Raw genomic sequence first — 18,947 nt, forward strand, 5'->3', positions numbered from 1 at the left:
CCGCGATCCGGGGGAACGCCCCGGGAAGGAGTTCGTATGAGCTACACCCTCACCGCCACCGTCACCGCGCCCTTCGACGAGGCCGTCTCGGCGGTCCGCGCGGCGCTGTCCGACCAGGGCTTCGGCGTGCTGACCGAGATCGACATGGCCACGACGCTGCGGACCAAGATCGGGGCCGAGATCGAGCCCTACCTGGTGCTCGGCGCCTGCAACCCGCCGCTCGCGCACCGCGCGCTGCAGGCAGACCGCTCCGTCGGAGCGCTGCTGCCGTGCAACGTGGTCGTGCGTGACGCCGGGGACGGGACCACGACGGTCGAGGCGATGGACCCCCACGCGATGATGTCCGTCGCCGACAGCGCCGAGCTGGAGGCCGTCGCCGACGACGCCGCCCAGCGGCTGCGCACCGCGCTCGGGTCGCTGTCCTGATCCGTCCGCCGCCCGGGCGATGAGTCCGGGCGGTGCCGGCGGTCCACCCGGGTGACACCGACTCGAGGAGCGAGGACACCCGTGCACACGATCGTCGCCGTGGAGAACGTCTCGCTGGACGGCGTCATGCAGGCGCCGGCCGGCCCGGACGAGGACCCGCGAGGGGGTTTCACCCGGGGTGGCTGGGCCACCCCGTACCTGCAGGCCGACCCCGAGGCCGCGACGGCGGCCTTCACGGGACGCGCCGCCCACGGCGCCGCGCCGGGCGGGATGCTGTTCGGGCACCGCACCTACGACGACGTCGTCGGGTACTGGTTGACCACCACCGAGCCGAACCCGTTCAGCGAGGTGCTGCGCGAGTCCCCCAAGTACGTCGCGACGCGCGACCCGGACGTCCAGCTCGCCCGCCCGGCGTCGTTCCCGCTGGTCGGCGAGGCCACCCAGACCGTCGCCCGGCTCAGGGAGCAGGGTGACGGCGACCTGGTCGTCCTCGGCTCCGGCGCGCTCGTGCGCGATCTCGCCGCCGCAGGGCTGGTCGACCGGTACGTGCTGACGACCCTGCCCGTCGTGCTGGGTCAGGGCACCCGCCTGTTCGGCGGGACACCCCTGGACCTCGAGGTCCGGTGGTCGACCACGTCCCCGAGCGGGATCGTCACCACCGAGTACGCGGTGCGGCGGCCGTAGCGCCCGCCGCACCGCGCCCGGCCGCTCACCCCGCGGCGACCGGTGCGCCGCGGCGCTGCCGGGCGAGGTGCTCCGCGACGTACCGCGCGTCCCGGCTCACGCCGGGGATCTGCTCGGACGCCTTGGCGTACTGGAAGTCCTGGCCGACGGAGTACAGCCCCGGCACCTCGGTGACCCCGCGGACCTGACGCACGCGTCCTCGCTCGTCCAGGACCGGCAGGTCGATCCACTCCTCCAGCCCGGTCCGGTACCCGGTGCACCAGACGACCGTGCCGACGTCGAGCACCGTGCCGTCCGCCGCCACGGGCAGGCCGTCACGGGCCGCCTCGATGCGCGGGACCCGGTGCACCCCGGCCCGCCGCAGGTCCCGGGGTCGCTCCCGCACCAGCAGGTCCGCCCGGGACTGCAGCACAGGTTGCGCGCGGCGCCCGACGGGGGTGTCGATCGTCAGCACGTGGCGGAACACGAGCCCCACGACGCGGGTGCCGAGGTTGCGCCCGAACCAGCCGTCCACGCGGAACGGCAGGTGCCCGGTCTCGGTGCCGGCCAACCAGGTCTCGTGGTCCCGGGCGGCCTCGACCGCGATCTCCGCCCCGCTGTTGCCCACGCCGACCACGAGGACCGACCCGTCGGCGAGCTGGGAGGGGTTGCGGTAGTCCGCGGAGTGCAGGGTCCGGATGCCGGGCCGCAGGTCGCCCGCGACCGCCGGCACCCGGGGGACCTGGAGCCCACCCATCGCCACGACGACGGCCTCCGCCCGGTGCTCGCCGTCCGAGGCCTCCAGCCGGAACCCCGCACCGTCGGACGCGAGCCGTCGCACCCGGACACCGTGGCGGACGGGCAGGTCGAACTCGTGCTCGTAGCGCTCCAGGTAGTCCGCGAACTCGTCCTTGGTCGGCACCGGGCCGCGGCGCCCGAGGTCCAGGCCGTCCAGGTGGTCGACCCGCGCCGGGGTGAAGAGGCGCAGGGAGTCCCAGCGCCGACGCCAGGAGTCCCCCGCCCGGGCGGCGGCGTCGAGCACCACGTGCTCGACACCCTGTCGCGAGAGGTGGTACGAGGTGGCCAACCCGGCCTGGCCCCCGCCGACCACCACGACGGGTACCTCGTGCTGCTGCGTGCTCATGACTCCTCCTCGGGTCGGACGGAACGCAGGAAGCTCAGCGCCTGGACGGAGCCGGAGACGACCACCACGGCGGCGCTGCCGGAAGCCCCGAGCGCGCACCGCGCCGGGTACGCAGCCGCTCCGCGAGATCCCCGGGGGAGACCGGGGCCGCGGACCGGGTCGGCACGGTGTCCATGCCGTCGACGCTACGGAGCCGTGCGCCGCCGCGGTATCAGGAGTTCTCCCCAGGCGAGCAGGCCGTGCTCGGCCGCGAAGAGCGCGACGGCCGCCCGGCTCGACACCCCGATCTTGCGGTACGCGTGCTGCAGGTGCTGGTCCGCCGTCTTCGGGCTGATGCCGAGGGTTCGCGCGACCTGCTTGGTCGCCAGCCCGCGGGCGACGAGCCCCACCACCCGGCTCTCCTGCTCCGTCAGCCCGGCCGGCCGGTGCAGCGGCGGGGGCTCGAGCCCGGCGGCCTCGACGACGGCGGCGACCGCCTCGGCGTCGAGGCGCCCCTCGCGCACGTCACGGCCCAGCGCGTACACCGCCGCGGCGCGGCTCAGCCCTCGGCCGTGCGGCGGTGTCTCGCAGGCAGACCGCATCGCGTCGGCGGCGGCGAGGAGCCGCGCCGGGACCCCGAGCGCCGCGGCCGGCAGCCCCCGGTGGTATCCCGAGCCGTCCAGCCGCTCGTGGTGGCAGACGGCGTCCCGGGCCAGGTCGCGCAGGAACGGGGAGGCGGCGCACACCCGCTCGGTGAAGTACGGGTGCAGGCGGACGTGCTCCCGGTCCTCGGCGGACAGCGTCCGGTGGGCGTGCCAGATCCGCGCCGGGACGCTGATCCGCCCGACGTCCTGCAGCAGCGCGGCCCGACGGACGTGCCGGACCTCCGCGGGGTCCAGTCCGGCCAGCTCCGCCGCGTCGCCCGCGAGCGCCGCCACCGCCCGGGACCGGCCGGCCCACGCCGGCCCGACCACGTCCGCCAGCTCGCCGAGCGTCGCCACGGCGTCGTCGACCTGCTCGGCGGGGATCTCCCGCGGGGTGCCCGGTTCGGCGGCGAGCACCTCGTCCCAGGTCGCCCCCTGCTCGTGCGGCTCGCCGAGGATCTCGTGGTGGTGCCGCACGAGCATCCCCGCCACCCACGGGTCGTGCGCACGTCCCGCCCGGTCGGCGATGACGTCGGCCGCGTACCCGCTGCCGCCGACGGACGCCTGGTGCGCGGCGTCCCGGGCGACCAGGACGATCCGCAGCGCGGTCGGGATCTCCTCGCCCCGACCCCGCCCCAGCACCCCGGACCCGTCCCACCGGTCGGTCAGGTGGTGCAGGTCGTCGGCGACGCCGTCGAGACCCAGGTGGCGGGACAGGTGCTGGGCGACCTCGCACAGGGCGAGCTGCTCGCGCGGCTCGTGGGCGACGGCACGCGGCAGCCGGGCGACCGTCTGCCCGACGGCGGCGGGCACCGGCGCACCGGGGTCGGGCAGCGACCGCAGCACCACACCCATCTGCTCGCGCCGGGTGCCCCAGATGACGTCGACGATCGACTCGGTGATGGGCCCCCCGAAGAACTCCGCCTTGACCGTCGCGTCGGCGGCGCAGCCGGCGTACGCCAGGAGGCTGAGGAAGTACGCCTGCCGGCGCACCGCCTCGTCGGCTCCCGCGACGTCGCACAGCCGCATCGTCGCGGCGGTCGCCTCGAGACCGTGCGCCCAGGGGAAACCCATGCCGAGGTCGGTGGCCAGGCAGAGGGCCGCGGCGACCTCGGCGGCGCGCACCGGCCGTGCGGTGGCCGACGCCGTCTCAGCCATGCTTCGACGATAGTCCTCGGCGGGCGGCTCGCCGCCGGTCACCCGTCGTGGGCGCGGAGCCAGCCGACGGCCGCGGGCAGAGCGGCCAGCACGCCGATGTGCCCGTCGTGCGGCCGGAGCCACAGGTCGGCCTGCGGCAGCGCGTCGCGCAGCGACGTCCCGTGCCTGCGCGGGACCACCCGGTCGGCGCCACCCTGGACCACCAGCGTCGGGACGGTGACCTCGGCCGGGTCGACGCCCCAGGGCCGGACGAACGCGACGTCGTCGTCCACCAGACCCTCCGGCCACTGCTCGCCGGCCCGGCCGGCGTCGGCCCCGAGCGCGCCCCAGGGCCCGGACAGCATGGCGACGTCGGCGTCGGTGAAGCTCGCCGGGTCGAACTCGGCCGTCTCCTCGTAGGTCTCGCGCGCCGTGGTGCCGTCGAGCGCGGACCGCAGCCCGCCGTCGTCGGCCATCGCCGCGAACCAGGCCTCGGTCCCGTCGTACGGCGCGATGCCGGCGAGCGTCACCGCCCCGCGGACCAGGTCCGGGCGCAGGGCCGCGAGCGCCAGCGCGTGCGGACCGCCGCCCGAGGCACCGACCACGTGACAGGCGGTGACCCCGAGCTCGTCCAGCAGGTGGCCGACGTCGCCGGCGGCGTCGGCCACGCTGCGTCCGGGACGCCGGGTCGACCCGCCGTACCCCGCACGGGCCACGGAGACCACCCGCATCCCGCCGACCGCGGCCGCCCGGACGACCGGCGCGAGCAGCTCGCCGGACTGCGGCGACCCGTGGTGCCACACCAGGACGGGAGCACCGCCCGGTCCGCCGCTGTCGTGCCCCACGAGCACGCGCCCGTCGGGCAGGTCGATCTCGTGCCGCACCGTCTCGGTCATGCCACGCTCCTCGTCGCCGCCCCCATCGTCGCACCTGGTCCTGTGGCGCGGGCCCCCGCCCGCCCCCGAGGATGGACCCGTGCCCACCGCACCTGACGACGCCGAGATCGAGCTCATCCGACGGTCCGGCGTGGCGTTGCGCGTCGGCCGGTTGTCCCTGTCCGCCGGGACGGGGTCGTACCGGGTCAAGGCCTCCATGGCCCGTGCCGCCCGCGCGCTGGGGATCGAACGGCACCAGGCCCACGTCACGCTCACCGAGATCACCACGACCTCGCACCGCGGCCCGAGCTTCCGCACGGAGGTGACCGAGGTCCGCAGCGTCGGCATCAACGCCGACCGGCTGTGCGCCCTGGAACGGTTCGCGCAGGACGTCGAGCGGGACCAGCCCGTCAGCGTCGAGGACGCCACCGCGCGGCTCGACCGGATCCAGGACAAGCCCCCGCTGTACCCCGCCGCCCTCAACGCCCTGTGGGCGGCGATGGCGTGCGCGGCGTTCGCCTTCCTCAACCACGGCGGCGTCGTCGAGATCGCCGGGGTGTTCCTCGGCGCAGGTCTCGGGCAGGCGCTGCGCCGCGCCCTCATCCACCGGGGATGGAACCAGTTCGGCGTGACGATGCTCGCCGCGGCGCTGGCCACCACCACCTACGTGGGGTTCCTCGCCGCGTTCGGCGCGCTCGGGGGAGCGGCCACCAACCACGAGGCCGGGTACGTCTCCGCCGTGCTGTTCCTCGTGCCCGGGTTCCCGCTGGTCACCGGCGCGCTGGACCTCGCGAAGCTGGACTTCTCCGCGGGCCTGGCCCGGCTGACCTACGCCCTGATGATCCTCACCTCGGCGGCGCTGTCGGTGTGGGGCGTCTCGATGGTGGTCGGCCTGGACCCGGTCCCGGCCGAACCCATGGGGCTGGACCCGGCGCTGCTGGTGTCGCTGCGGGCGCTGGCGAGCTTCCTCGGCGTCCTCGGGTTCGCGCTGATGTTCAACAGTCCCTGGTCCATGGCGCTGGCGGCCGCCTCCATCGGGATGGTCGCCAACACCGGGCGGCTGTGGCTCGTCGACGCCGACGTCCCCGTCCAGGCGGCGGCCGCCGCCGCGGCCCTGCTCGTCGGGCTGCTGGCCGCCGTCGTCGCCCCGCGCATGAACGTGCCGCGGGTGACCGTCTCGGTGCCCGCCGTCGTCATCATGGTCCCGGGCGCGTCCGCCTACCGGGCGATCTACCACGTGTCGAACGGCGCGACGTCCGAGGCCCTCACCTACGCGGTGGAGGCGACGCTGGTGGTGGCGGCGCTGGCGATCGGTCTGGCGATCGCGCGGATGCTCACCGACCCCGAGTGGGGGTTCGAGCGGTGACGGGGGCCGGTCGAGGCAGCTCAGGCACCGCCGTCCACCGCCTCGTACCGCGCGGTCCGACGCTCGCCGACGACCCGCAGTCTTCCGCCGTCGACGAGCCGCTTCAAGATCGTTCGGGCCTGCGGCGGGGAGGTCTGGCAGAGCTCGGCAGCGCGACCTCGGGTGATCGAACCGAAAGCATCGACGTAGTCGAGGATCATGCGCTCCTGCTGCAGCGGGTCGACCCCCTTCACACGGACGTAGGCGTTCCGGTCCTGCGCCCTGTCGTAGAAGCGGGCCGTGAGGTGGTACCGACGGCTCCGGCCGTCGCCCCTGGCCTCGAGAATGCCCATCTCGACAAGGTGCGTGGCCACCGCACGCGCTCGACCGACGGGCAGCCCCGTCATGCTCGCGATCTCGTGGCTGCCGGCGGACCCTGCTGCCTTGACCTCGTGCACGACCTGCAGCTCCGGGAGGCCGAGCGCTTGCTGGCGCTCGTCTTCCCAGGCCAGAAGAAATCGCACCAGGTCCAGATCGGCAGTGCCGAGCGGAACAGTGACCGTGACGGAGTCGGGGGTGCTCCTCGTGTAGTCGGGGGAGTCCCGGCCTGCCCGCAGCTGCTGCTCGAACATGTCGTTGACACCCTTGCCCCGTCGCTCCACCAGGCCTGCTCGCTTGAACGCGTCCGCGAGCAGTGGGCTCCGCGGTCGGGACTGTTCCAGGATGTTGTCCACGGTGACACCCGGGGGGAATCCTCCCGGGCTCGACACGGCGAACTCGGCATCGGTCAGCTGGACCGTCGTCGGGCCCAGCGCCGAGTAGTCGCGGTGCACCAGTGCGTTCGCGACCGCTTCTCGACGCGTGACCGACGGGATCAGCGGGATATCGACACGGTGCAGGCCGATGACGAACTCGTGGGACGTGTTGCGCTCGTCGAGCAGTCGCGCGAGCTCCTCGGCCACCTGGAGCAGCGGACCGACGAGCCGCCGATTCGTCCGTGAGGTTCCACGGAGATCCTGGAACAACAGCTCGGCGTTCGGAGTCCATCGCTGAACGGCTGCTCGCCGCCCGAAGAGCAGGACCGCCCCCAGGCTCACCGGGGCCTGCAACGGCTCCAGTCCGAGAGCCTTGAGGACGTCGCGGTCAGACAACTGTTCAACATGATCTCCGCTGGTGGCGCAGAGCCGCCGGAACCGCTTGAACTCGTCCGGGTCGAGATCGTCCTCCACCGTCGCCCCGGCCGCGGCGGCGGCCGCGAAGTCCTGTCCCCGTGTCACCATGCCGAGACTCACGATCTCGTGCGCCGACATGGGGAGACACTGCGGTCGCCCGTTGGTGTCGATCGAGCGCCTCGTGAAGACGCCGGACTTCGTGCCCACTGGCCCGGGATCACCCCGCGGCACCTCGATGCGTACCACGTCCTCGCCGTCGATCTGCTCGAGCTCGGCCGTGACCGGAAGCGGGGGGTCGGTGGTGTTCTGGATGTACGCGGCCATGAGTTCCGGGTCCGGACGGGAACCACCTGGTCCCCTGGCACCGACCACCGTGCCGTCGTCGTCCACGCCGATGAGGAGCACACCGCCGTCGCCGTTGGCCAGGCACGCGGCAGCCTTCGTCAACTCGTGGTTGAGGGCCTCGGACTTGAACTCGGTCGTCAGGGTCTCACCCGCCTCGATGAGGCTGCGCGTCTCCACGATCTCAAGCCTATGCATAATTTTGAGGCTCGCGAGCCGTGACTGTCCATCGTCCATAGTTTTGAATGGACTTTGGTGGGCCGGCTGTCGCGCACAGCGGACGTGGGGTCCAGCAGCGCGCGTCCTGACGGCGTTCGACGCGTCCGTCGTCGTCGCTCACCGAGTGGGGGTTCGAGCGGTGAGCACACCTCCCGCCACTTTCAATCTATAGCGCGGAGGGGGTCTTGCGGCAAGACCCCCTGGCAGGCGCAGAATCACAGGCCTCACCGGCCCCCCGGGCCGACCGACCGGAGCTGATGCCCGTGCTGCCTCGCCGACCGTTCCGCCTGTCCGAGCACCTCGCCGCCAAGGACGACCCCGCGCTGATCGCCGCCGACGAGGCGCACCTCGCCGCGATCGCCACCGCGATCGACCGGCAGGTCGTCGACCTGACCACCCGGCTGGACGCCGCCCGCCGGGCACCGGGCCGGTCCGGGCAGGCCGCCTTCGACCGTGACCAGGAGATCCACCGCCTGTCCGCCCGGCTGCGGATGCTGCGGCGCTTCGGCATCGACCTGTGCCTGGGCCGCATGGTGCGGGCCGACGGCGTCGTCACCTACCTCGGCCGGGTCGGGCTGACGGACGCCGCGGGGGAGCGGTTGCTGCTCGACTGGCGCTCACCCGCCGCCGAGCCCTTCTTCGGCGCCACCCACGGAGACCCGAGAGGGCTGGTCAGCCGCCGGCGCTACCGGTGGACCGCAGGGCAGGTCACCGACTACTGGGACGAGGTCTTCACGTCCGACGCGCTCGCGGGGCACGCCGCGCTCGACGACCAGTCCTCGTTCGTCGCGAGCCTGGGAGCCAGCCGTTCGCCCCGCATGCGCGACGTGCTCGCGACGATCGCCGCCGACCAGGACGCGATCGTCCGGGCCGGCTCGGCCGGCACCCTCGTGGTCGACGGCGGGCCGGGCACCGGCAAGACCGTCGTCGCCCTGCACCGCGCCGCCTACCTGCTGTACTCCGACCCGCACGTCGGCGAGCACCACGGGGGCGTGCTGTTCGTCGGCCCGCACCGGCCCTACCTCGGCTACGTGGCCGACGTGCTGCCCGGCCTGGGCGAGGAGGGGGTCCGCACGTGCACGCTGGCGGACCTGCTGCCCGAGGGGGACGGCGCCCGGCCGGAGCCCGACCCTGAGGTCGCCCGGCTCAAGGCGGACGCGCGGATGGTGGCCGCCGTCGACCCGGCCGTCGCGCTCTCGGAGGAGCCGCCGACGGAGGGCATGCTCCTCGAGACCGCGTCGGGCGACGTGTGGCTCGACCCGCGCGACTGGGCCGAGGCGTTCGCCGCCCCTGATCCGGGGACACCGCACAACGAGGCGGCCGACGTGGTCCTCGCCGAGCTGCTGACGATCCTGGCCGACAAGCTCGCCGACGCGGCCGGGGAGCCCGCGGAGGAGGGGTTCGGGTCCGACGAGAACCCCGGCTGGGACGCCGTGCCCGGGGTGCACCTCGGTGACGACGAGTTCGACGCCTACGGGATCGCGGGCCCCGAGCCCGGGACCGACCTGCGGGAGGAGCTGGCCGCCGACGACACGCTGCGGCGCGCCGTGGCCCGGGCCTGGCCGCTGCTGGAAGCCACCGACGTCGTCGGGGACCTGTGGACCGTGCCCGCCTACCTGCGCCGGTGCGCGCCGTGGCTCACGCCGGACGAGGTCGCCGCCCTGCAGCGTCCGGACGCCCGCGCGTGGACCGAGGCCGACCTGCCGCTCCTGGACGCGGCGCGGCGCCGGCTCGGGGACCCGGACGACGCCCGACGCCGTCGCCGGGCCACGGCCGCGCGCGCCGCCGAGCGCGCCCGGATCGCCGACGTCGTCGACCACCTGATCGCCACCGACGACTCCGACCTCGGCGTGATGTCCATGCTGCGCGGGCAGGACCTGCAGGCTGCGCTGGTGGGCGACGCGGGCCTCCCGGTCGTCACCCCGGACGCCCTCGCCGGGCCGTTCGCGCACGTCGTCGTCGACGAGGCCCAGGAGCTCACGGACGCGCAGTGGCAGATGCTGCTCGCCCGCTGCCCGTCGCGCAGCCTCACCGTGGTGGGGGACCGGGCCCAGGCCCGGCACGGCTTCGCCGAGTCCTGGACCGAGCGGCTGGCGCGGGTCGGGCTGGACCGCGTCGAGCAGGCGTCGCTGACGATCAACTACCGCACGCCCGAGGAGGTCATGGCGGCGGCCGCCCCGGTGATCCGCGCGGCCGTCCCCGACGCCAACGTCCCGACGTCGGTGCGCCCCGGCGGGACTCCGGTCCGGTACGCCACGACGGCGGAGCTCACGGACGTGCTGGACACCTGGCTGGCGCAGCACCCCGAGGGCACCGCGTGCGTGATCGGTGCCGGTCCGCCGGCCGCCGCCGTCGAGGACCGCGACCGGGTGCGGTCCCTGACCCCCGCGACCGCCAAGGGCCTCGAGTTCGACCTCGTGGTGCTCGTGGAGCCGGAGGGGTTCGGCGACGGGATCGAAGGGGCCGTGGACCGGTACGTCAGCATGACCCGGGCGACCCGCGAGCTGGTGGTGCTGGGCCGGCCGTGAGCGGCCGGGAGTGTACCCACGCGCACCTGAACAGGACCTGATCACCACCTGCTCCCGTTCCCAGACTCGTGTGTTTACGCTCGATGCTCCGCACCCCCTTGTCTGGAGTCACCCATGTCGATCAAGCGTCCCCTCGCCGCCGTCACCCTGGCGGCGGTCGTCGCCCTCGCCGGCTGCAGCGCCGGGTCCGACGGCGACGACACCTCGTCCGCCCCGGCCTCCCCCAGCGCCGAGGCCGCGCCGGACGCCGGCGCCGCGCCCGAGGCCGACCTCGAGGACGTGCCCGACGTCGTCGCCGAGGTCAACGGGGAGGAGATCGGCCGCGAGGAGTTCGTCACGAGCTTCGAGGGACAGCTGCAGCAGGCGGCCCTGTCCCAGCAGCAGAGCGGTGCCGGTGAGGTCGACCAGGACGCGCTGAAGAAGCAGGTCGTCGAGCAGCTGGTGAACAACCGGCTCCTGACCCAGGCGGCGGCGGACGCCGGGATCGAGCCCACCGCGAAGGACGTCCGGTCCACGCTCGAGGACGTCGCCGCGCAGAACGGGCTCGAGTCCGCCGACGCGGTCATCAGCGCGTTGAAGGAGCAGGGCCTGACGGAGGAGCAGGTGCGCGCGGACGCCGCGACCCAGTTCCAGGTCTCGACCTACATCGAGCAGGAGGCCGACGTGCAGGAGCCGTCCGAGAAGGAGCTGCGCGCGCAGTACGACGAGCTCGTCGCGCAGATGGAGTCCCAGGGCGGCGACGGCGCGTCGGCACCGGAGGTTCCCCCGTTCGAGGACGTGCGCGACCAGCTCGCCCAGCAGGCCACCAGCCAGCAGCAGAGCGCGGCGATCGACACGATCGTCACCGACCTGCGCGAGGACGCGGACGTCACGATCAACCTGTGAGCTCCGCCGGGCGGAACGCCCGGCCGGGACGTCCGGCCGCCGTCGGCCGCCGCCTCAGCCCCGGAGGAACTCCCGGACCACGGCCGCGAAGGTCTCCGGGTCGGTCTGGTCCGCGACGTGCTGCTGGCCCTCGAGCGTCACGACCCGGCAGTCCGGGACCGACCCGGCCACGGTGCGGATGGCGTCCTGCAGGAACTCCGGGCTGTCCCCGCCGCGGATGAGCAGGGTCGGGGCCGTGACGCCGGCCGCCTCGGCGGGGTCCAGCAGCAGCGGGACGCTCTCCTCGCGGGGCAGGGTCGGCGCGGTGGCCACGCGGGCCGGCCAGCTCGGCTGCTCCCGGAGCATCGCGAGCTCCGCCTCGGGCATGTGCAGGACGTCGCGCATCATGATCTCGACGGCCTCCTCGTACCGTCCGGCGTCGACCGCCGCCTGCACGCGGGCGACCAGCTCGGGCGGCTGAGGGTGCTGGACGACGGCCGGTTCGTAGAGCACCAGCCGCCGCACGTGCGGGGTGCGCCCCGCGGCCCGGACGCAGAGGTAGCCGCCGAACGAGTGGCCCAGCACGTCGGTCGGCCGCCCCGCGTCCGCGGCCACCGCCTCGATGACGGCGACGACGTCCTCGACCTCCCGCTCCGGCGTCCAGTCGAGAGCGTCCGTGCTGCCGCCCCGACCGCGCCGGTCCATCGCGTGCACCGTCCGGTCCTGCGCGAGCAGGTCGACGATGCGCCAGCGCCGGTGGTCGGACATCGACCCGTGCACGAGCAGCAGCGGGGGACCGGTGCCCGTGCTCCACACCGCCAGACGGGTGCCGTCCGTCGACGTGACGTGCCAGGGACCTGAGGACTGGTGCTGGACCATCGCGACCTCCCGGGGACGCCCTTCCAGGATCCCACCGGGTGTGCCGCCCGGCCATGTCACATCCCGGCCTCCGCCGGTGTCGTATGGGTGACACGAGAGGACGTGAGGGACATGCAGCACATCGTCGTGGTGGGCGCCGGGTACGCCGGGGTCGCCGCCGCCAACCACCTGTCCGCCGAGGCGCCGACGCCGGTCCGGGTGACCGTCGTCAACCCGCGGGACGAGTTCGTCGAGAGGATCCGGCTGCACCAGCTCGTGGCGGGCACCGGGTCGGCCGTGCGCCCGCTGCGGCCGCTGCTCCGCCCCGGGGTCGACCTGCGGCTCGACACGGTCACGCGGATCGGTGCGGACGGGGTGGCGCTCGCCGGCGGGGGAGACCTGGCCGCCGACCGGATCGTCTACGCGGTGGGCAGCGGTACCGGCCCCGCGATGCCGGGGGCGCTGGCCGTACGCCACCTGGACGGGGCCGTCGCGCTGCGCCACCGGGTCGACGGGGCAGCCGCCGGGACGCGGCTCACCGTCGTCGGCGGCGGGCTGACCGGGATCGAGGCCGCGTCCGAGCTCGCCGAGGCCCACCCGCACCTGCGGGTGCGGCTCGTCGCGGGGACCCTCGCCGCCGGGCTGTCCCCGGCCGCCCGGGACGCCGTCCGGCGCGGCCTCGAGGTGCTCGGCGTCGAGGTGCGCGAGGGTGAGCACGTGGACGCACCCGGCGACGGCATCACGGTGGACGCGACGTCGTTCGCCGTGCCCGGCCTCGCCCGGGACAGCGGCCTCGCGGTGGACGACGCCGGACGCCTGCTCGTCGACGACGCCCTGCGCGGCGTCGACGTGCCGACCGTCGTGGCCGCCGGGGACGCGGCGTCGACCCCGCTGCGGATGAGCTGCCAGACGGCGATCCCGCTGGGGATCGCGGCAGCCGAGACGGTCCTCGCGGAGCTGCGCGGCGAGCAGCCGCAGCCGGTCTCGGTCGGCCTCACGATGACCTGCGTGAGCCTGGGTCGCCGGCGCGGCGTCGTGCAGCCGACGGACCGTCTGGACGTACCGCGGGGCCCGGTGCTGCGCGGGCGGGCCGCCGCCCTGGTCAAGGAGCAGGTCTGCCGCGCCACCGTGCGGTTCGTCCGGCATCCTGCCCGGGCCGTGACCCGTGCCGGGGACGGTCCGCTGCTGCCCGCGACGGTGCCGGCATGAGCACCGACCCGTTCGTCGAGCACCGCCCGCTGCTGTTCACCATCGCCTACGAGCTGCTGGGCAGCGCCGCCGACGCCGAGGACGTGCTGCAGGAGACGTGGGTGCGCTGGTCCGCCGCCGTCGAGGCCGCCGAGGAGCCGGGGCGGGAGATCCGCGACCCTCGCGCCTACCTGGTCGCCACCGTGACCCGGCAGGGGCTGAACCACCTGCGCACGCTCCGCCGGCGACGCGAGGACTACGTCGGGCCGTGGCTGCCCGAGCCGGTCCGCACCGCTGCCGACCCGGCCGCCGATGCCGAGCTGACCGAGTCGGTGAGCATGGCGATGCTGCTCGTGCTGGAGACGCTGAGCCCGATCGAACGTGCCGTGTTCGTGCTGGGCGAGGTCTTCGGCTTCTCGGGGGCGGAGATCGCCGCCGCGACCGGTCGCACGCCGGCCGCGGTACGGCAGACGGCGCACCGTGCGCGCGAGCACGTGCGCGCGCGGCGCCCCCGGTTCGAGGCCTCACCGGAGCAACGTGCCCAGGTGGCGCGCCGCTTCGTCGTGGCGGCGCAGGCGGGCGACCTCGCGGGGCTGATGGACGTGCTCGCCCCGGACGTGGTCTCGCTGTCCGACGGCGGCGGGCTCGCCTCGGCCGCACGGCACCCGATCCGCGGGGCGGAGAAGGTGGCCGCGTTCGTCTCCGGGCTCGTGCGGACCGCTGGCACCGGCACCCGGTGGGAGGAGGCGACGTACAACGGGCTGCCCGCCGTCGTGGTCCGACGGGACGGCGCTGTCGAGGTGGTCGCCCTGGTCGAGACCTCCGGCGACGCGGTCACGGCGCTGTACTTCGTGCGCAACCCCGAGAAGCTCGGCGGCGTCGACGAGGTGCGGCCACTGGTGCGATGACCCGAGGACCAGCGGCGCCGTGCGCGGTCACCGTCCCGACGGGGTCTCCCTGTGGCGACGGTCCTTCCCGTCGGGCATGCGTCACCGCGCCGGCGGCAGCATGCTGACAGGAGCCGGCATCGGACGGCCCTGTGGCACCGTCGCGCCCCGCGCGAGCTGAACGAAAGGACACCGCACATGACTGTCACCGACGAGGGCCCCCGTCCTCAGGCCTTCGACATCGAGGCTGCCACCCGGCACAACGACGCCTACCGAGCGGTCGTCTGGACGGGGGTGCATCTCCAGGTCACGCTGATGTCGATCCCGGTCGGAGAATCCGTCGGGCTCGAGGTCCACCCGGACACCGACCAGTTCCTCCGGCTGGACGCCGGCCGGGGTCGGTGCGTCATGGGTCCGGCGCGCGACGACCTGGACTTCGTGCAGGACGTCGCCGACGGCTGGGCGATCCAGGTGCCGGCCGGCACCTGGCACGACGTGATCAACACCGGGGACGAGCCGATGCGGCTGTACGCCGTGTACGCCCCCACCCATCACGCGGCAGGAATCGTGCAGGAGACCGCTGACGAGGCCGAGCGCGACGAGTCGAGCGGGCGCGACGAACCGCCGTCGTGGACCGAGCAGCCGGAGGAGGGCGAACCCGACCGGCACGCCTGAGTCGCGCCGATCGCCGGGCCCCCGGGAACGACGAAGGCCCCGGTTCGAGGAACCGGGGCCTTCGTGCCACGCACCGTGGGGAGGTGGGAAAGCCGGTGCGGGTGACGGCGAGCTGGGGTCAGCCCGCGGATCGGACGGGCTGGCCGGCCCCCACGGAGGCCGCCGACGCCAGCAGCGCCTCGCGGGAGGGGATGTACTCGAAGCCGAACTGGCGCGGCGCGTCCGAGCCGTCCACGTCGGCGTTGAGCCCCAGGCCCGAGGAGGCGGTCTTCATCGTCGGCATGACGACCGACATCGCCCGGATCAGCCAGTTCGGCGCGACCCGGTCCGTGATGCCGGCGTCCGGGTAGGCCGAGCGGAGCACGCCGGCCATCTCGGGGATGGACATCGGCCCCGCGTTCGCCGGGAACCGCTGCCCGACGGCGCCCTCGTCCGACATCGCCCGCACGTGGATCCGCGCGACGTCGCGGACGTCGACGACGGGCATGTTCATCTGCGGCAGCATCGGCAGCTGCCCGGTCACGAGCTGCTCGACGGTGCCGAGCGAGGACCCGTAGTGCTCGTCCATCGCCGGGCCGAACACCATGCCGGGGTTGACGACGGTCAGCCGCATCTCGGGGTGCTCGGCGACGAACCGCCACGCCGCCTGCTCGGCCAGCGTCTTGGACGCCTCGTACGGGGTGGTCCTGGGGCCGTCGGTCTCGGTCCAGTCCTCGCGGGTCTTCCGGCGGGACCACTCGTGGTCGGCGGGCTTGTAGATCGCACCGCAGGTCGAGGTGAGCACGACGCGGTGCACCCCCGCGGCCCGGGCGGCGCGCAGGGCGCGCAGGGTCCCGTCCACGGCGGGACGGATGAGGTCCTGCGGGTCCCTGGGCGGGTCGGTCGGGAAGGGGGACGCCGTGTGCATGAGCACGTCGACACCGACGAGGGCGTCGTCCCAGCCCTCGTCGGAGGTCAGGTCGAGCGAGACGAACTCGAGGTCGGCGTCCGGGAAGAGCGCCTCGACCTGGGCGCGCCGCCGGTCGGACCGGACGGTGGCCCGGACGGTGTGCCCGTCGGCGAGCAGCTCGCGCAGGATGTGCTTGGCGATGAATCCGGAGGCTCCGGTGACCAGGACGGTGGACATGATGCTCCTTCGGGGGTGGTTCCGAGCGAGGTGCCGCTAGCGGGCGGCGTTCCGTGCGGTGATCGACGCCCACGCCATCTCGAACGCGACTGCGCGCTCGGCCTCGGCGAGGTCGCGGGAGACCGCGAGGTCGATCTGGGTCTCGACGACCTCGGCGAGGTACGGCAGCGGCATGTCGACGAGCTGCCCGTCGGCCGCCGCCTCGGCCAGCACGTCGGGCACGGCGGCGAAGTAGGTCTGGGCCTCCTCGACGGCGGCCCGCCGGATCAGACCTGCGCCCTTGAGCAGCAGGACCACCCGGTGGCGCGCCGGGTGCGCGGTGCCCCAGGCGACCCACCGGTCCCAGATCGTGCGGGACCGGTCCTTCGTCGAGCCGGTGGCGTCGACGTCGCCGATCGCCGTCGCGAGGTCGCGCTTGAGGTGCAGGTACAGCTCGTCGAGCAGGTCCTGCTTGGTGCGGAAGTAGTGGAAGAGCGTCCCGTTGGACACCCCCGCGGCCGCCGCGACCTTGGCCGTGGACACGCCGATCCCGTCCGCGTCGATCAGGGTCACCGCGGCGTCGAGGATGTCGGCCGGCACGAACTTCATGAGTCTAGAGTAGACACTCTAGAGTGATCGGTCAACGGAACGGTCGGCGAGCACACGCGCCGTCGGCCGTATCAGGCACATCGGTGGCTTTCTCCCTGGAGAGTGGGCATCGGCCCGACGACGGCGTCGTCGTCCGGCGTCGCCTCCGCGTGGGGCGTGAGACCTACTGGCCACCTCTGGGGCCTTTCCGCAGGAGCCGCACGACGATTTCCACAGGTGAGGACCATGGCGAACAAGGGCAAGAAGGTCGGGCACGGCGAGCTCGACAAGAAGGTCACCCCGAGCCGCGGCGGGTTTCGTCACGACGGGTCTGTCGATGGTCGCCCTCGGCTCACTCGTGATGATGCTGGGCGGCATCTTCGCCTGGCTCGGTGGGCTCGTCGCTCTCGTCGGCCTCGTCGTCACACTGAACGGCGTCTTCTACGCCGTCCAAGCACTCGACTCGATCGCTGCCGTGACGTACAACCAGCACCTCCGCGACACCTCCCGGTCATGAGCGGGCAGGCCGGTCCCGCGGACCGGTCGGGAGGCCCCGGGTGAGGGGTGAGGCTCGCTACCTGAAGTCGGAATCTGCCGCCGCAAAGAGTCGGACCCTGCCGCCCATCAAGCTCGGAATCTGCCGCAGAGTCGCGACGGCCTTCGTGCCGCCGACCAGGACCACGCCGGCCCACGCCACGTGCGGCCCGGAACGAACCACCCGGAAACGACAAAAGTCCCGGCCGGGTCACCCCGGCCGGGACTCAGTCTGCGGTGCGCGAGGGGGGAGTTGAACCCCCACGCCCTCTCGGGCACACGGACCTGAACCGTGCGCGTCTGCCTATTCCGCCACTCGCGCTTGCCGGAGCAGATTAGCACGCACCCGCCCCCGCATCCCAACCCGATCCGGGGCCTCGTGCGGGGACGTACGTCACACCTGCACCGCGCGCTCCGCGTCGTGATCCGGCCGTGATCCGGAGCGCCACCTCTTCCCGAGGGATTCGCACGAAATCCACAGGTTCACGGGCGCGGATGGTGCAGCGATGCCTACGATCTGGATAGTCTGCCCGCACACGCGGGCTGACGGAAGGAGGTGGCATGGGAGCGCTGGACCGCTTCGAGAAGAGCGTCGAGCGGGTCATGAACAACGCGTTCGCGAAGGTCGGGCGAGGCAGCGAGGTCAAGGCGGTCGAGCTGGCGAGCAGGCTGCGGCGCGAGATCGACGACCGTGCCGCCGTCGTCGGCTACGACAGGACCGTGGCGCCGAACGAGTTCACGATCGAGCTCGGGCCGGAGGACTTCGACCACGTGCAGTCGTGGGGAGCGGAGACCATGGCCGACGAGCTCGCCGCGAACCTCACCGAGTACGCCTCCTCCCAGCACTACGCGTTCGTCGGTCCCGTCAGCGTGACCTTCGAGCGCAACAGCCAGCTGACCCGGGGCCGGTTCGAGCTCCGTTCGGCGACGGTGCGGGGCAACGTCGCGCCGGCGACCAACCCGGCACCCAGCACGCGCCACCCGCTCATCGACATCGACGGTCAGCGCTACCTGCTCACCGGCCCCGTCACGGTCATCGGCCGTGACGCCGAGGCGGACATCGTCGTCGACGACCCGGGCGTCTCGCGCCGACACCTGGAGATCCGGGTGACGCAGGAGGGAGCGGTGGCCACCGACCTCGGCTCCACCAACGGACTCTTCGTCGAGGGCCACCAGGTCCCGGCGGCGACGCTGCTGGACGGCAACACCTTGACCATCGGACGGACCCGGATCATGTTCTGGACCGGCACGTCCGCCGGACGATCGAACGAGGAGTGGTGATCCGCCCCGGATGAGCGAGCTGACGTTCACCCTGCTGCGGCTGGGATACCTGGTGCTGCTCTGGGTGTTCGTGCTCTCCGCCGTGGCCGTGCTGCGCCGCGACCTGGCGCTGCGCGGCACCCCCCGGGCGCCCAAGAAGTCGGACGACGTCGCCGCGGCGGCGGCGCCGGTCGCCGCTCCCCGGCCCTCCGGCCGTTCCGGCCCGACCCGCCTGGTCGTCACGCAGGGGCCGTTGACCGGTACGACCCTGCCGCTGTCCGGTTCGTCGATCCTCATCGGCCGCGCTCCGAGCTGCACCCTCGTGCTGGACGACGACTACTCCTCCTCCCGGCACGCTCGCATCTTCCCGCAGGGCGACCAGTGGTACGTCGAGGACCTCGGGTCCACGAACGGCACCTACCTCGGCGACCAGCGCGTCTCGTCGCCCGCCCAGCTCGCCCCCGGTGTCGGCGTGCAGATCGGCCGCTCCGTCGTCGAGCTGCAGGGATGACCG

Annotated in this window: 18 protein-coding genes and 1 tRNA gene; 11 read left to right on the top strand and 8 right to left on the bottom strand. The window is 73.8% G+C overall.

Annotated elements, in window-relative coordinates; translation table 11 throughout:
* The first annotated feature begins 36 nt into the window (after positions 1–36).
* Both Q6349_RS03955 and Q6349_RS03960 read left to right on the top strand, forming a co-directional pair.
* Complete coding sequence (locus Q6349_RS03955) at positions 37–426, top strand: DUF302 domain-containing protein (protein WP_304602953.1); 390 nt, start codon at positions 37–39, stop codon at positions 424–426.
* A gap of 81 nt (positions 427–507) precedes the next feature.
* Complete coding sequence (locus Q6349_RS03960) at positions 508–1,110, top strand: dihydrofolate reductase family protein (protein ID WP_304602954.1); 603 nt, start codon at positions 508–510, stop codon at positions 1,108–1,110.
* Between the two features lie 25 nt (positions 1,111–1,135).
* Here the strand turns inward: Q6349_RS03960 and Q6349_RS03965 are convergent, their stop codons facing one another.
* The 3 genes from Q6349_RS03965 to Q6349_RS03975 all read right to left on the bottom strand — a co-directional run bounded on the left by Q6349_RS03965 (position 1,136) and on the right by Q6349_RS03975 (position 4,889).
* Positions 1,136–2,233 (bottom strand): NAD(P)/FAD-dependent oxidoreductase, encoded by a 1,098-nt coding sequence (locus Q6349_RS03965; protein ID WP_304602955.1) that lies wholly within the window; start codon positions 2,231–2,233, stop codon positions 1,136–1,138.
* A gap of 185 nt (positions 2,234–2,418) precedes the next feature.
* Positions 2,419–4,014, bottom strand: a complete 1,596-nt coding sequence (locus Q6349_RS03970; protein WP_304602956.1) for an HD domain-containing phosphohydrolase — start codon at positions 4,012–4,014, stop codon at positions 2,419–2,421.
* Between the two features lie 38 nt (positions 4,015–4,052).
* Positions 4,053–4,889, bottom strand: coding sequence for an alpha/beta fold hydrolase (locus Q6349_RS03975; RefSeq protein WP_304602957.1), 837 nt, complete (start codon positions 4,887–4,889; stop codon positions 4,053–4,055).
* Positions 4,890–4,968: 79 nt separating this feature from the next.
* Here Q6349_RS03975 and Q6349_RS03980 point away from each other — a divergent pair, with 79 nt between their 5' ends.
* Entirely contained in the window at positions 4,969–6,234 is a 1,266-nt protein-coding gene (locus Q6349_RS03980; protein ID WP_171246706.1) for a threonine/serine exporter ThrE family protein, read from the top strand.
* A 20-nt stretch (positions 6,235–6,254) separates the two neighbouring features.
* On the opposite strand, the gene Q6349_RS03985 is transcribed toward Q6349_RS03980, so the two are convergent.
* Entirely contained in the window at positions 6,255–7,925 is a 1,671-nt protein-coding gene (locus tag Q6349_RS03985; RefSeq protein ID WP_304602958.1) for an RNA-binding domain-containing protein, read from the bottom strand.
* Between the two features lie 278 nt (positions 7,926–8,203).
* On the opposite strand from Q6349_RS03985, the gene helR reads away from it, so the two are divergent.
* Both helR and Q6349_RS03995 read left to right on the top strand, forming a co-directional pair.
* The gene (gene helR, locus Q6349_RS03990) at positions 8,204–10,474 is read left to right on the top strand and encodes an RNA polymerase recycling motor ATPase HelR (protein ID WP_304602959.1); all 2,271 of its coding nucleotides are present in this window, start codon (positions 8,204–8,206) and stop codon (positions 10,472–10,474) included.
* A gap of 114 nt (positions 10,475–10,588) precedes the next feature.
* Positions 10,589–11,359, top strand: a complete 771-nt coding sequence (locus Q6349_RS03995) for a SurA N-terminal domain-containing protein (RefSeq protein ID WP_304602960.1) — start codon at positions 10,589–10,591, stop codon at positions 11,357–11,359.
* A gap of 54 nt (positions 11,360–11,413) precedes the next feature.
* Here the strand turns inward: Q6349_RS03995 and Q6349_RS04000 are convergent, their stop codons facing one another.
* Complete coding sequence (locus Q6349_RS04000; protein ID WP_304602961.1) at positions 11,414–12,217, bottom strand: alpha/beta fold hydrolase; 804 nt, start codon at positions 12,215–12,217, stop codon at positions 11,414–11,416.
* Between the two features lie 111 nt (positions 12,218–12,328).
* On the opposite strand from Q6349_RS04000, the gene Q6349_RS04005 reads away from it, so the two are divergent.
* From Q6349_RS04005 to Q6349_RS04015, 3 genes are all read left to right on the top strand, one after another.
* Positions 12,329–13,405 (top strand): NAD(P)/FAD-dependent oxidoreductase, encoded by a 1,077-nt coding sequence (locus tag Q6349_RS04005; RefSeq protein ID WP_304603091.1) that lies wholly within the window; start codon positions 12,329–12,331, stop codon positions 13,403–13,405.
* Entirely contained in the window at positions 13,402–14,292 is an 891-nt protein-coding gene (locus tag Q6349_RS04010) for an RNA polymerase sigma-70 factor (RefSeq protein WP_304602962.1), read from the top strand. Before Q6349_RS04005 ends, Q6349_RS04010 begins: the two co-directional genes overlap by 4 nt.
* A 177-nt stretch (positions 14,293–14,469) precedes the next feature.
* Positions 14,470–14,946, top strand: coding sequence for a cupin domain-containing protein (locus tag Q6349_RS04015; RefSeq protein WP_171246701.1), 477 nt, complete (start codon positions 14,470–14,472; stop codon positions 14,944–14,946).
* A gap of 118 nt (positions 14,947–15,064) precedes the next feature.
* On the opposite strand, the gene Q6349_RS04020 is transcribed toward Q6349_RS04015, so the two are convergent.
* Both Q6349_RS04020 and Q6349_RS04025 read right to left on the bottom strand, forming a co-directional pair.
* The gene (locus Q6349_RS04020; protein WP_304602963.1) at positions 15,065–16,072 is read right to left on the bottom strand and encodes an NAD-dependent epimerase/dehydratase family protein; all 1,008 of its coding nucleotides are present in this window, start codon (positions 16,070–16,072) and stop codon (positions 15,065–15,067) included.
* 36 nt (positions 16,073–16,108) lie between these two features.
* Positions 16,109–16,660 (bottom strand): TetR/AcrR family transcriptional regulator, encoded by a 552-nt coding sequence (locus tag Q6349_RS04025; protein ID WP_304602964.1) that lies wholly within the window; start codon positions 16,658–16,660, stop codon positions 16,109–16,111.
* 316 nt (positions 16,661–16,976) lie between these two features.
* On the opposite strand from Q6349_RS04025, the gene Q6349_RS04030 reads away from it, so the two are divergent.
* Entirely contained in the window at positions 16,977–17,156 is a 180-nt protein-coding gene (locus Q6349_RS04030; RefSeq protein WP_304602965.1) for a hypothetical protein, read from the top strand.
* A 255-nt stretch (positions 17,157–17,411) separates the two neighbouring features.
* Here the strand turns inward: Q6349_RS04030 and Q6349_RS04035 are convergent.
* Positions 17,412–17,495, bottom strand: a tRNA-Leu gene (locus Q6349_RS04035).
* A 239-nt stretch (positions 17,496–17,734) separates the two neighbouring features.
* On the opposite strand from Q6349_RS04035, the gene Q6349_RS04040 reads away from it, so the two are divergent.
* A complete protein-coding gene (locus tag Q6349_RS04040) occupies positions 17,735–18,454 on the top strand; it encodes a DUF3662 and FHA domain-containing protein (RefSeq protein ID WP_171246694.1) in 720 nt (239 codons plus the stop codon).
* Positions 18,455–18,464: 10 nt separating this feature from the next.
* A complete protein-coding gene (locus Q6349_RS04045) occupies positions 18,465–18,944 on the top strand; it encodes an FHA domain-containing protein (protein WP_304602966.1) in 480 nt (159 codons plus the stop codon).
* The last annotated feature ends 3 nt before the right edge of the window (positions 18,945–18,947 follow it).

The organism is Isoptericola sp. 178 (assembly GCF_030586525.1).
GTDB lineage: Bacteria > Actinomycetota > Actinomycetes > Actinomycetales > Cellulomonadaceae > Isoptericola > Isoptericola sediminis.

What these genes read in the sequence shown, in the direction of transcription:
- Q6349_RS03955 (WP_304602953.1), top strand. Translation starts at nt 37, where the DNA reads ATGAGCTACACCCTCACCGCCACCGTCACCGCGCCCTTCGACGAGGCC.
- Q6349_RS03965 (WP_304602955.1), bottom strand. Translation starts at nt 2,233, where the DNA reads ATGAGCACGCAGCAGCACGAGGTACCCGTCGTGGTGGTCGGCGGGGGC.
- Q6349_RS03970 (WP_304602956.1), bottom strand. Translation starts at nt 4,014, where the DNA reads ATGGCTGAGACGGCGTCGGCCACCGCACGGCCGGTGCGCGCCGCCGAG.
- Q6349_RS03975 (WP_304602957.1), bottom strand. Translation starts at nt 4,889, where the DNA reads ATGACCGAGACGGTGCGGCACGAGATCGACCTGCCCGACGGGCGCGTG.
- Q6349_RS03985 (WP_304602958.1), bottom strand. Translation starts at nt 7,925, where the DNA reads ATGCATAGGCTTGAGATCGTGGAGACGCGCAGCCTCATCGAGGCGGGT.
- helR (WP_304602959.1), top strand. Translation starts at nt 8,204, where the DNA reads ATGCCCGTGCTGCCTCGCCGACCGTTCCGCCTGTCCGAGCACCTCGCC.
- Q6349_RS03995 (WP_304602960.1), top strand. Translation starts at nt 10,589, where the DNA reads ATGTCGATCAAGCGTCCCCTCGCCGCCGTCACCCTGGCGGCGGTCGTC.
- Q6349_RS04000 (WP_304602961.1), bottom strand. Translation starts at nt 12,217, where the DNA reads ATGGTCCAGCACCAGTCCTCAGGTCCCTGGCACGTCACGTCGACGGAC.
- Q6349_RS04005 (WP_304603091.1), top strand. Translation starts at nt 12,329, where the DNA reads ATGCAGCACATCGTCGTGGTGGGCGCCGGGTACGCCGGGGTCGCCGCC.
- Q6349_RS04010 (WP_304602962.1), top strand. Translation starts at nt 13,402, where the DNA reads ATGAGCACCGACCCGTTCGTCGAGCACCGCCCGCTGCTGTTCACCATC.
- Q6349_RS04015 (WP_171246701.1), top strand. Translation starts at nt 14,470, where the DNA reads ATGACTGTCACCGACGAGGGCCCCCGTCCTCAGGCCTTCGACATCGAG.
- Q6349_RS04020 (WP_304602963.1), bottom strand. Translation starts at nt 16,072, where the DNA reads ATGTCCACCGTCCTGGTCACCGGAGCCTCCGGATTCATCGCCAAGCAC.
- Q6349_RS04025 (WP_304602964.1), bottom strand. Translation starts at nt 16,660, where the DNA reads ATGAAGTTCGTGCCGGCCGACATCCTCGACGCCGCGGTGACCCTGATC.
- Q6349_RS04030 (WP_304602965.1), top strand. Translation starts at nt 16,977, where the DNA reads ATGGTCGCCCTCGGCTCACTCGTGATGATGCTGGGCGGCATCTTCGCC.
- Q6349_RS04040 (WP_171246694.1), top strand. Translation starts at nt 17,735, where the DNA reads ATGGGAGCGCTGGACCGCTTCGAGAAGAGCGTCGAGCGGGTCATGAAC.
- Q6349_RS04045 (WP_304602966.1), top strand. Translation starts at nt 18,465, where the DNA reads ATGAGCGAGCTGACGTTCACCCTGCTGCGGCTGGGATACCTGGTGCTG.